The sequence below is a fragment of the Phocaeicola salanitronis DSM 18170 genome (assembly GCF_000190575.1).
In the GTDB taxonomy this organism is placed as follows: Bacteria; Bacteroidota; Bacteroidia; order Bacteroidales; family Bacteroidaceae; genus Phocaeicola; species Phocaeicola salanitronis.
This window is the reverse complement of record NC_015164.1, coordinates 1,199,335-1,212,100: the sequence shown is the minus strand read 5'-3', so window position 1 is coordinate 1,212,100 and position 12,766 is coordinate 1,199,335. Positions and strand designations below refer to the sequence as shown.

The following is a 12,766-nucleotide window of genomic DNA, read 5'->3' as shown; positions in this document are numbered from 1 at the left end:
GTACCGTTAATACGAAGTTTCACTTAATACCGATTTTAATTATGGTAGATAGTCAAAAAATTAGGTTCCTCAACGAGGTGGTCTCCAAGTCCAGACCGCAGAATGTGGATTACACACCGCACAATGGTAGTTTTTGTGTTCTCCTCTTGGCATTGCAACCCATAGATTGGGTAAGTGTCCAACAGCGTGATTTCAAACTTACGGGAGAGTTGAAAGAAAATGAGTCGCTTTCCGTCACCCTTATTGTCGGTAGCGAAGCGCTTTTCAGCATCTCTGATCTTCCTTATGTGGCGCCTCAAGGCGACCGTACACCTATTTTCCAGATTCTCCGTGCTTCCATTTGTTGTGCGTGTGGGGCATTGCGTTTGCCTTATCTGCACCGCAATATACGCAAAATCAATAAAGATTTCCCTTTGGTAAAGACGGATCCGGCAGAACGGATAAATTCAGAAGCCGGTTTTATGAAGCGGTTGGCAAAAGTAAGCAGCGATGCCAAACGCCATGTAAAGGCGCGGGCAGTATTGGTTCATCCCGCGTCAAGCCGGTTGAAGAATGTCATTTCTTATTATAAGGAGTACGAGACAAGCACATATAGCCAAATCAATGCTTCGCTGGAGGCCTTGAAATCTTTTGCTCCTGATAGGAACAATGTGGAGGGTGGTACGCCCGATGTATTCGCATGGGATTACTATTCAGACGACCCCGGCGAAGCCTACAATCTTCGCATAGCTGCGCTCAATGCCCACAGCAAAGAGAAAGAACGTTTTTGGTGGGATTATTTAAAACTGAATATTTTCCTGAGCGATTCCGAATACGATGCCGCTTATTATGTGTTGATGAACCGTTGGCAGGTTCCCGTAATTCAAAAGTGGATAGCCGAATACCGGGATAGAGGGTATTATGAGTCTCAGCGGGCGCAGGATTATCTCCTCTTCTATGTTAAGGCAAGCGAAAAGGCTCCGGTCCGTGTCTTGAATTCCCAGGGAGTCCCGGTCAAAATCAAAATGATTCCGCGATAGCAAGTATTTATCACTGCATTTAGGGTAAAGCCGAAACACTTGTTAACACATAGGTGACAATTGTTTCGGCTTTTGCTTTGTTTCTATTAAGAATTCTTATACTTTTGTTCTGAAAAACAAAACCGACTGGACGGTTTAATAATATGAAGGTGACGATAATATGTGAGATATGTGCCAAAGATTTGGTGGTACTGCATTTAAAAAGGCATAGGAATACGTCTCATTCGAAAATTCCACTTTTGTTTGAGCCTTCCTATGCCTACAAACCGACTAATCGGATTTGTGTAAGACAAAAGTAGTAAAAAGTGAAAAGAAAGCAGAATAATAACCCGATAATAATGTATATGTTGCCAAATTTAATGATTACAATGCAGAATATAAATAGATTTATTGAATTTCTTCTTCCGAAATCATACCTTTGTATCAAAACAAATTTATAAGTATGCAAAGTGTTAAAGGAACAGAAACAAAAAATTTGATACGAGAAGCTGCATTTAGATTGTTTCTGACTGAAGATTATGAAACGGTTTCTCTGAAAGATATAGAAAAAATTACTAAAATGACAAGAGGCTGTACTTCTTATCATTATCCGACAAAAAAGGATCTATTAGTGGACGTTATTAATGTGTATATTTTAGATACACAGAAAAACAAGCATCAATCTGATAGCATTTATGATATGTCTTTATTGGAATATATAAATTATTATGTAGAGAATATTGCGAAAACTATGGATAGACTTTCTCAGTTTGTTATGCCAGAAGCGCAAATCAATGGAACACGCGCGTATATGAATTTGGTTTTACAAGCAGAAAAATATTATCCGGGATTTCATCAAATGCTTAATGAAATAGAAAGTCAAGAAATTATGCAATTGAAAGCGATATTAAAACGGGCACAAGATAAAGGTGAAATACGTAACACATGCAATATAGAATTATTTGCTCAGCAAATGAGATTAGTTTTTTTAGGAAAGTCGTATCAAGATGCATTAAAAAATGGACTGAACATAAATGCTTTAAAAGAGCAACTCTATTTTTTATATTTTCTAATTAAAAGTAAATAGTAATGGAAAATGATGTTTTTATTACGGGAACATCCTGCTATTTCCCGAATGCCCCTGTATTCAATGAATACATGGAAGATTATTTAGGTTTAATTACTGGACAACATTCTAGAGTTAAACCTATAATACTGAAACAAAATGGAATTAAACAGCGTTATTATGCATTAACGAAAGAACAAAAGATTACTCATACGAATGCAGAAATGGCTGTTTACTCTATTGTAAAACTATTAGAGCAATCTTCTATAGTAGATCAAGATATAGAGTTATTATCGTGTGCGACATCAAGTCCAGATCAAATGCTTCCATCTCATGCTTCTATGGTGCATGGTCTGTTAAAGAAGAAGCCCTTAGAAATCTTTTCGGCTTCAGGAATATGCCTATCTTGTCTTCAGGCCTTTAAAGTAGCATATTGGGGAATTTTATCTGGAGAAAAAAAGAATGCAATATGTAGCACTTCAGAGTTGACATCTGCAACATTACTGTCTAAAAATTATGATATCGAATATGAAAAATGTGCAGATCTTGGAGTTCAACCATATATGGCACTTGAAAAAGATTTCTTACGGTTTATGCTTAGTGACGGAGCTAGTGCAGTTTTGCTCCAAAATAGTCCTGGTACAGGGAAAGCATTACGCATAGAGTGGGTAGAAATGGTATCTTATGCCAATGAACTTCCAACCTGTATGTTCATGGGAGCAGAAAAAAGAGAAGATGGGGAGTTAAAAAGTTGGAAAGTCTTTAGTAATCAAGAAAGAATAGATCGTTCTCTTTTTGTTGTAAAACAGGATGTTAAATTGTTAGGCCTAAAAGCCGTACCATATTGGGCTAAACATATCAAATCTTGTTTGGAAATGCACAGTGTTTCTCCGGATTCTATTTCTTACGTTATTCCCCATGTTTCATCTATGTTCTTCTATGATAAGATAATCAATGAATTGAAAAATGTGGGGGTGGGAATTGATGAAAGTAAGTGGTTTACCAATTTGCCTAAAGTGGGAAACATTGCATCTGCGGCTATTTTTGCGGCATTGGATGAGTTTTGGAGAACACATGAACTTAAATCCGGTGAAAAAATTTTGCTGTTAGTACCTGAAAGCGGACGCTTTTCTTATGGAACCGTATTATTAAGTGTGGTCTAAATTTGGAAATTAGCGGCAAAAACTTTATCTTTGTCCCTCGTATAAAATAAAGCTTGATACATTAAGTACAGGTGTCATATTCATCTTTCAAACGAAAGTGGAAATTTCAAAAAGACGAGATGGTATATGATGACTTGCGCTATACATTGTCATATAGCACAGGTGCGTCAATACGTCTTTAGCTTTTTCCACTAGCTGTTTGAGTCTTGATTGCGTCTGTGCTATTTTTCAATGTTACGCGCAGTTATAAAATGGATCCGGACTTAAAACGAAAGATAATCAATGAAGCATACAGGCTATTCATTGCAAAAGGTATAAGAAATACTTCATTTTGCGATGTAGCTTTGGCTGTGCATAAGTCCAAGGGGGCGGTTATCCATCATTTCCCTTCTAAAAAACAATTGGTAGATGCTGTCATCCGTTTGCGCTTTTTCCCTGCTTCTAAGCTTACCTCGGAAATGGCATCCAGCCCACACGAAAATTGGAATGAATTCACTCTTTTGTATAGGAATCCTATTGAACGTGCAATATCTGATTTCCCCGAGGAGTTGAAAGGAAACGGCTTGATGCATTATTTGCAATTTGTATCTTCTGCTGGTGAATACATGGATGAGTTTTCCCGTTTGTATCAGGAGTTGCTGTTTCAAGAACAGAACTTTCTTTTGGAAGTAGTTTATAAGGCATCACGGGAACATAAATTGGCTGTACATGACGCATATAGTTTTAGCCGGCAGTTTTTCGATTCTTCTATTGGAAAAACTTTCTTATGTTCGCTCTGAAAAATACTTCTGGGACACATCTGTATCTTCCCTTTTTGATTCCTCAATCTTATAGCTACAACTCAATCTAAAATACTGTATAATTGTTATTTATGCTCTATGTTGAATTTGTCGTATGCTGACTTTAGGATGATTTTTGAGGCATTTTCACTTGTGTGGTGAGAAAGATAGTGGATGACCTGATGAAGAAAGCGGTAACTTCCCAGTAAATCATCCAAAGCACACCGAAAATGAATACATCACCCCCAAAAACTTTTTGTAGAAATTCAAAACATAGGAACTAGATATGGATATCTGTTTTTTTATTCCTTGAAAAAGTCTATCTTTGCAAATAAATACCGACTGGTCGGTTTATATAATAAGTGGTGGCGAAGAACTTTCGCCATTTGTTGCAGGCCGATTTTTGTCTATATAAGCAATGAGTAACAAAGAGAAAATGTAAATGAAAATCAGTTTGTACCCCCGGTCTCTTCTGGCAAAGATTGCTGTAGGATATGCCGTTATACTTTTAATCATAGGAAGTATTATATATACAGGTATTTATGAATGGAAAGAGCGCAAAGTAAGGGAACAGGAAGTCAGACAGATCAGTAGCCGTAAACAGGAGATACATGATGTATATGTTAGGATGCTCGAACTTTCTTCCTTCTCGGAAACTTTCATAGAATGGGAAACGGAGGACTTACAGGCTTACCATAGGCAAAGGCTGTCTGTTGATAGTCTTTTGTGCAACCTCAAAGGTTGGTTGGTCGATGCGCATCTTGACAGCATCCGCAGATTATGGGAAGATAAAGAACAACTTATGGGGCAATACATGGTGACGGTACGTATGAAAGAGGACATGGACAGGAAGATTGCCCGGCAGATACCGGAAATAGCTCGTCAAAGTATGCTGGATGATAGTAATAAGAAGCGTAACTTTTGGAAAAGACTCTTCAGAAAGCGGAAGAATGACAGGCCTTCCTCTACGGCTTCCCGCTTGTACGATTTGGACAGAAATGTTGTAGATAGGCAACAGGAATACACGCGCAGGCTATTAGGGCAGGCGGATAGTCTTGCGGGAAAAAACAGGGAACTGAACGGACAGCTGAGGGCTATGCTCAGATACATGGACAGAACACTTTTGAAAGAACTGAAACAGAGAGAAGACAGGATAGCTGAGGCAGAAAAGCGTTCTTTTGCCACTACCAGTGGGCAAATCGCAATCATGGTGCTGCTGCTTGGAGTATCGTATGCAGTTATACATCGGGATATGGCACGTATCAATAGGTATAAAAGACAACTGGAAAAAACGGTCGGGCAACTGGAAAAGACCGTTTCTGAAAACAAGGTCTTGATTGAAGCCCGGAAAAGGATCATGCTGACTGTTACTCATGATTTACGTACGCCGCTTACTGCCATCGGTGGCAATATTGAACTGCTTTTAACAGAAGAAAACAAGGCTAAACGGGAGGAATACATCAGGACGATACGCCAAGTTACAGACCGTATGGCTTCCATGTTGGCCGGACTGCTGGATTTTTTCAGGTTGGAAAGCAATAAGGAAAAGCCGAACCCGGTTCCTTTCAGGATTCAAAGCATTACCGATGCATTGCAAGCAGAATTTATGCCTTTGGCTATCGAAAAGGGATTGAGGTTTGAGGTGGAGAATGGCTGTGATGCCGTAGTGGTGGGCGACAAGAAGCGGATTCTCCAGATTGGTGCCAATTTATTGTCCAATGCGGTTAAGTTCACTTCACAAGGCAAGATAACCCTTCGAACTGACTTTTCAGGCGGAGTCTTGTCTTTGGAAGTTGAAGATACAGGCACAGGAATCAGTGAGGAAGAACAGATGCGCATCTTTACAGCTTTTGAAAGGTTGCCGAATGCCGTTACCGTGGAAGGAGTCGGATTAGGACTGGCTATCGTAAAAGGGCTGGCGGAATTGCTGGGTGGAAAAATAAAATTGAATAGCCGGCTGGAAAAAGGAACTTGCTTTACGTTCTTGCTTCCTTTATCTCTAGCGGAAGAGATGCCTATGGAAAGCGGAGAAAAAATTTCAAGGGTGCTTCCGTTTACGGTATTGGCATTGGACAACGATGAGGTATTGTTGGCCATGATGAAGGAAATGTTTATCCGTCAGGGAGTACAATGTACCGTGTGCGCAAACGTGCGGGACATGATCGAACACTTACGATACCAGAATTATGATGTATTGATTACTGACTTGAAAATGCCACAGATGAATGGGTTTGATGTGCTTAAATTATTGCGGATGGCAAATGTCGGCAATTCACGTACGATTCCGGTCATCGCAGCTACAGCAACCGGAGGCGATATTTCCGGCTTGTCTGAGGCTGGGTTTGTTGCTTGCTTGCGAAAGCCGTTCTCCGCAGATGAACTGATGCGGGTATGTGTAGGATGTCTGGGAAATAAGAGGCAGGAAGAGCGGGTGGATTTTTACGCATTATTAAAATGTAGTAACGGACGGGAAATGCTTGATACGCTGATCCGCCAGACACGTGATGATATGGATGCGATGAGGAAATGTTTGGAGAAGGAAGACCGGAAGGCTTTGAACGATTGGATACATCATTTGAGCAGTTCTTGGGAAATGATCCATGCGGCCAAATCGCTACGCGAAATGTATGAAAAACTCCATCAGATGCCGGAATGCACGCATGAGGAGCTTGTTTTGGCATTTCAAAATATAATAGATAAAGGAAGAGAAATAATTAAGTTGGCACAACAAACTATACAGGCTTATGAGGGTGATAGTTATAGAGGATAACATATTGTTCTGCGATTATATTTGTGGTTATTTGCAAAAGGCGGGATGGAAAACAGTAAAAATCCATCACCTTGCGCAGGCAAGAAAATTTATGCTCTCTTCTCTGGGTGAAGAAGATACCCTCTTGGCCGATTTGAGATTGCCGGACGGTGAAAGCACATCTTTACTGGAATGGATGCGGAAACAGGGATATTCCCAACCTTTTATCATCATGACACAGTATGAGGATATACATGCGGCAATCCATGCGATGAAGTTAGGAGCCGAGGACTATATACTGAAACCGTTGATAGAAGACAAGTTGCTGCCTGTAATGGAAAAAATAAGGAGCAGGAATCTATCGTTTTCCAAAGTGATATACGAACGGAAAAGCAAAGCGTTCAATGAATTGTACCATTACATCCGTTTGGTTGCACCTACGGATATGTCCGTGCTTATCTGGGGGGAAACGGGAACCGGAAAGGAACATTTGGCCGGCAATATACACAGGCAAAGTTTGCGGGCCAATAAGCCTTATGTGACAGTTGATTGCGGTATGTTACCCAAAGAACTTGCCGCATCCGCTTTTTTCGGTCATGTTAAGGGGGCTTTTACAGGAGCCTTGAAAGAAAAGGCCGGATATTTCCAGGAAGCGCATGGCGGCACATTGTTTATTGATGAGGTGGAGAATCTTCCGCTTGAGACACAGCAGATGCTGTTACGTGCCATGGAAGAACGCAGGTATCGGCCGGTAGGAGGCGGACAGGACAGGAGGTCAGACGTACGCATCATTGCGGCTACCAATGAAAACCTGCACAAGGCAGTGGCGGAAAAGCGTTTCCGGGCAGACCTCCTTTATCGTTTGCAGGACTTTACGATGACGGTGCCTGCGCTGTGCCACTGCCCTGAAGATATTCTTCCGTTGGCTGATTTTTTCCGGCGACAATATAGTGAAAAATGGCAGCTGGAAGTTTCTGATTTTGACGAGCCGGCTAAAAGAATGTTGTTGGAACATAGCTGGCCGGGCAATGTGCGTGAATTGAAACAAGTGGTTCAGGCAGCGGTGGTGCTAAGTGAAGGGCAATGTATTTCTTCCAGGTACTTGAAGATAACCCCGACTTTAGGACCGGAAACAATGAAAGTCGGTAGGAATAGTAAGAAAATGCAGTCTCTCTTACAGGAAGAAGAGCAAGCAGAACAACAGATAAGGCAGGCAATTGCCGAATCAAACGGGAATTTGACCCAGGCAGCGGCATTGTTGGGAATCAGCCGCCCGACACTGTACAAAAAGATGAATCGCTATGGTATATCAAATCAATAAAATATAGAGGATATTCCAATTTTCCCCCTTCCATCAAAGGTAATTCCGTTTCCGTTTTGCCAGCCGCGTTTCCGCCGGTTTTCGTGAAAATTTTCCATAACCGGCTTCGCCGGGAAAATTCTCACGAAAAAGAACGCGGCGGCAACCGGAAACGGAATTAAGGAATGATTACAGGGGCAAAACTGCGACCGACGCGACGCATGAATGATTCAGAGCAACAGGCAGAGGCCTGCTTTTTGACACCAGTCTTCAAACTAACAGAAATTCTCCAGTTATACATTACTTTCGTTGTTGGGCATCCGGTATCTTAAAGTTTACAGGGGGCTTCCAGCTCCCTCTGCTCTGCATGGCTTTGGCTACGTACAGCATCTGCCCTTCCCTTTATTCGTTCCTATTCCCTTATTTCTCTTTTGCTTCATCCGCAATTGTTTTTCACCCACATTTTTCCCTTTTCTCGGTCTGTTCCATGCTCTTTCCTGACATTTGAAGACACCTGATGACATGTAATGCCACTTTCTTTAAAATCAAAGGATTATCCAAATTATGTATCTACTTTTGACGTGTCAAAACAAACCGTTAACACCTAAAAACGACGCGTATGACACAGAAAAGAGAAATGGAAAAAGAACCCAAAACGAAGCGTACCCGCAAAGCTGCCGCCAAACCGGCAGCAGAGTCCGCGCCCTATGTGGAGCAAGTCAGCGAACTGCTGATGGTCCACAATAAGAATGACCCGAAGGCTGGTGTCCAGACAGTCAGCGAGGCAGATGAAAAAGGCAACTGCAAGACTGTGCCTGCTGATGAAAAGCATGAGAACGAGTTCCTGAAGTTCGACAAGAATTCGAGCATACTCGAAAATTTCATTAAGAATTTCTGGAGCCAGTTCCGTGAACCGACCCACTTCCACCTGATTCGCCTGACTTTTCAGGATTACAAGCGTAACAGGCAGGCCATAAAGGATTTGGCGGAAGGAAAACAGACGGATGCAGTGAAAGAGTTCCTCAAGCACTACGAGATCCGTCCGAAAAAGCAGAAGGAGGAACAAAACAAGAATCTAAAACAAGATGCGACAATGGCAAAGAAACAGACAGTGAACGAACAGCCGGCGGCAGCGCCTCAGTATGCCGAACAGCACACCGAAGTACAGCAGGCCGCGCAACAGCAGGCGCAGCAGCCCGTACAGGAAGAACAGCCACAGGGACCGTCCTACCGGTATAACGAGAACATGATAGACTGGGAAGGGCTGAAAAATATCGGAGTGTCCAAAGATATGCTGGAACGTATGGGAGTGCTTGACGGCATGCTCAAGGGGTACAAGACCAACAAGCTGGTGCAGCTGTCATTGAACCTGCCCGGGTTGGCGACCGTCCGCATGGATGCCCGCCTTTCCTTCATGAGCAACCCGAACGGCGAGGTAACGCTGGGCATTCACGGCATCCGCAGGGAACCGGAACTGGAACGCCCCTATTTCGGGCATATCTTTACGGAAGAGGACAAGAGGAACCTGCGTGAGTCGGGCAACCTGGGGCGTGTGGTAAACCTGGACTTCCGGAACAACGGCAATGCCGAACCCTGCCTGGTCTCGCTGGACAAGGTGACGAACGAACTGGTGGCGGTACGTCAGGAGCATGTGTTCATTCCGGATGAAATCAAGGGGGTGAAACTGGAACCTGACGAGATTGCCCGCCTGAAAAACGGGGAGGCCGTCTATGTGGACGGCATGACGTCCAAAAACGGCAAGGAGTTTAACGCCACCATCCAGTACAGCGCGGAACGCAGGGGCATCGAATATATTTTCCCGAAGGACCAGGTGTTCAACCAGCAGACGTTGGGAGGCGTCAAGCTCTCGCCCGAACAGCTCAAGATGCTCAGCGAAGGGCACACCATCCTGGTGGAGGATATGAAACGCAGCAACGGAACCACATTCTCGTCCTTTGTGACACAGGACCCGGAAACCAGCCAGCTGAAGTACACGCGCCACAATCCGGAAACGGGTGAGATCTACATCCCGAAAGAAATCAACGAAGTCCGCCTGACACCGGAAGACAGGGAGGCATTGCGCAAAGGCCAGCCCGTTTTCCTGGAGAACATGATTTCACGCGACGGCAGGGAGTTTTCCTCTTTTGTGCGCCTGAACATGAACAACGGGTATCCGCAGTATTCGCGCACGCCGGACGGATTCAGCGAGCAGCAGGAAGCCAGGATTCCTGCGGAAGTCTACGGCAAAGTGCTTTCGGCCAAGGAACGGGCGGACCTGCAGGACGGCAAGGCGGTGCTTCTTTCCGGCCTGAAAGGAAAAAACGGAAAGGAGTTTTCCTCCTATGCCAAAGTCAATCCGAGCACCGGCATCCTGAATTTCTACCAGGAAAATCCGGACCGGAAACGGAACATCTCACGAAACGCGGCACAGGCTGAGACCACCCAGTCCCAGCAACAGAAACGCAGTGCAAAACAGGCAGTCTGACAGAAACATCATTCATTCACGAACCCTTCTAAACAAGAACAATATGGGAAAGAAAAGCAACTGTATTTTTTCAGAAACCGACATGGACTGGACACGGCTTCAGTCTTTCGGAATCAGCAGACAGCAACTGGAAGACAGCGGCAATCTTGATCCGCTCCTTTCCGGAGAGGAGACAGCCGTCCTGTCCGTCCATTTGAGAACGGCCCTCATCGACCTGACGATGGATGCCACCATCCGCCTCGTGCGCAGTACGGACGGAAATGCGCTCATGGAAATCAACGGGGTCAGCCCTGATAACGGATCTTTTGAAGAATAACGATGGTCAAACCCGTTTCCCCGTGCTTCAGGCACGGGGAAACACCAATAACAAATAAAATGGAACATACACTCATATTGACAGACAAGCCCGAAGTGGGCAAGACAATAGCAAGAATCATAGGCGCGGACAAGCGCGGGAACGGATACATGGCAGGAGGCGGCTACATAGTGACCTGGACCTTCGGAAACATGCTTTCCCTGGCCATGCCGAAAGACTACGGCAAGGCACGTGTGGAGCGGAAGGACTTTCCGCTGGTGCCCCGGCCCTTCCAGCTGATGGTCAAGCATGTCCGTACAGACAACGGCTGGATTCCCGACATCAATGCGGTCAAACAGCTCAAGGTCATCGAGAAATTGTTACCGGAATGTTCCCGCATCATTGCCGCCACGGATGCTTCGCGCGAGGGTGAACTGCTGTTCCGGCAGCTTTACCGATATCTGGGATGCAGCCTGCCGGTACTCCGCCTCTGGATTTCCTCGCTTACGGAGCAGGCGGTGCGCGAGGGCATGAAGCGTATGCAGCCGTTGGAAATGTACGACGGCCTGTTTCGGGCGGGAGACTGCCGGGCAAAGGCAGACTGGCTGCTGGGCATGAACGCGAGCTATGCGCTCTGCCGGGCGACAGGCTTGGGCAACCATTCCCTGGGACGGGTGCAGACCCCCGTACTGGCCGCAATCAGCGGACGTTACCGGGACCGGGAGAACCACATAGCCTCAGACAGTTGGCACATTTATGTCAGTACCGCCAAGGAGGGCATCCCGTTCAAGCTGCGCAGCGTGGACACGTTTCACGACCGGGATCGTGCCGGGGAGTTCCATCGCGACTGCAGCCATGCCGGAGGTCTCCGCATCACAACCGTCACCCGGTGGGTCAAGGAACTTCCACCGCCTGCGCTGTACAGTCTGGGCGAACTGCAGAAGGATGCCGGCCGCTATTATGGATTGACAGTATGCGAAGTGCATGACATTGCACAGAGCCTGTATGAGAAGAAGCTCATCTCTTATCCGCGCACCTCCTGCCGTACCTTGTCGCCTGACGTTGCCGCCATGTTGCCGGACATTATGGGAAAGATGCTGGCTTGGGACGGTTTGAAAGCTTATGTACAGGAAGCGGGCATCGACCCTACGTGCCTGCCGGAACATGTTGTCGGATACGACAGCGCTGCCCATCCGGCCATCATCGCAACAGGAGTGTGTCCCGGAAGGCTCGAACTTGACCGGCGCGAGATGCAGGTCTACCTGCTTGTGGTTGGACGGATGCTTGAAACCTTCATGCCTCCTTGCAAGGTGGAGTGTACTACGGTAGATGCCGTATGTGCGGCACTCCGTTTCCGTGCAGACACTTTCCGGATAGTGGAACAAGGGTGGCACGGCATATTCGGCCGAAAGGGCGACATTGCCCCGGAAGATGCCGTTTTCCTGACCCTGCCCGATATTTCCGCCGGCGAGACTTTGCCGGTTCCGGCATGCAGCCTGGTGCGCCGGCGCAGCCTGCCGCCACCGCCCTATACCGATGCGCAGCTGGTGGAATATATGGAAAAGGCCGGGCTGGGTACGTCTTCTACCCGTGCGGCTATTCTCCACACGTTGCTTGACCGCAAATACATCCGTTATTCGGGCAAATACATCGTTCCCACACGCAAAGGGCTGTATATCTACGAGACGGTACGCGGCATGAAGATTGCCGATCCGTCCCTCACTTCCGGCTGGGAAGCGCAACTGGAAGACATGGAACAAGGCAAACTCGCCCAGGAAACATTTTTGAAGGAGGTGTCCAGGCTGGCGGGCGAGGTGACGGATGAGATTTTCCGTCTGTGCGGTTCCAAGGGAGAAAAATCCGAAGATGATACCGTTTAATGAATCCTTATCCGCTTGGCTGCATAAAGCCCGGCAAACAAAATGAAAAGG

The 12,766-nt window shown here is 45.6% G+C and carries 9 protein-coding genes; all 9 read left to right on the top strand.

Annotation, left to right across the window (positions count from 1 at the left end):
- Positions 1-41 precede the first annotated feature (41 nt).
- The 9 genes from BACSA_RS05350 (at position 42) to BACSA_RS05310 (ending at position 12,715) form a co-directional block, all read left to right on the top strand.
- Complete coding sequence (locus tag BACSA_RS05350; protein ID WP_013617097.1) at positions 42-1,019, top strand: hypothetical protein; 978 nt, start codon at positions 42-44, stop codon at positions 1,017-1,019.
- Between the two features lie 442 nt (positions 1,020-1,461).
- On the top strand, positions 1,462-2,085 hold the full coding sequence (locus tag BACSA_RS05345; protein WP_013617096.1) for a TetR/AcrR family transcriptional regulator: 624 nt from the start codon (positions 1,462-1,464) through the stop codon (positions 2,083-2,085).
- 2 nt (positions 2,086-2,087) lie between these two features.
- Entirely contained in the window at positions 2,088-3,227 is a 1,140-nt protein-coding gene (locus BACSA_RS05340) for a StlD/DarB family beta-ketosynthase (protein WP_013617095.1), read from the top strand.
- A 206-nt stretch (positions 3,228-3,433) separates the two neighbouring features.
- Positions 3,434-4,006 carry a TetR/AcrR family transcriptional regulator gene (locus BACSA_RS05335; RefSeq protein ID WP_245546578.1) on the top strand — a complete coding sequence of 191 codons (573 nt, stop codon included), beginning with the start codon at positions 3,434-3,436 and terminating at the stop codon, positions 4,004-4,006.
- Between the two features lie 442 nt (positions 4,007-4,448).
- Positions 4,449-6,776 (top strand): hybrid sensor histidine kinase/response regulator, encoded by a 2,328-nt coding sequence (locus tag BACSA_RS05330; protein ID WP_013617093.1) that lies wholly within the window; start codon positions 4,449-4,451, stop codon positions 6,774-6,776.
- On the top strand, positions 6,751-8,076 hold the full coding sequence (locus tag BACSA_RS05325) for a sigma-54-dependent transcriptional regulator (RefSeq protein ID WP_013617092.1): 1,326 nt from the start codon (positions 6,751-6,753) through the stop codon (positions 8,074-8,076). The genes BACSA_RS05330 and BACSA_RS05325 overlap by 26 nt, the downstream gene beginning before the upstream one ends.
- A gap of 598 nt (positions 8,077-8,674) precedes the next feature.
- Positions 8,675-10,540 (top strand): DUF3945 domain-containing protein, encoded by a 1,866-nt coding sequence (locus BACSA_RS05320; protein WP_013617091.1) that lies wholly within the window; start codon positions 8,675-8,677, stop codon positions 10,538-10,540.
- Between the two features lie 43 nt (positions 10,541-10,583).
- Entirely contained in the window at positions 10,584-10,856 is a 273-nt protein-coding gene (locus BACSA_RS05315) for a DUF4099 domain-containing protein (protein ID WP_013617090.1), read from the top strand.
- Between the two features lie 59 nt (positions 10,857-10,915).
- Entirely contained in the window at positions 10,916-12,715 is a 1,800-nt protein-coding gene (locus tag BACSA_RS05310) for a DNA topoisomerase (protein WP_013617089.1), read from the top strand.
- The last annotated feature ends 51 nt before the right edge of the window (positions 12,716-12,766 follow it).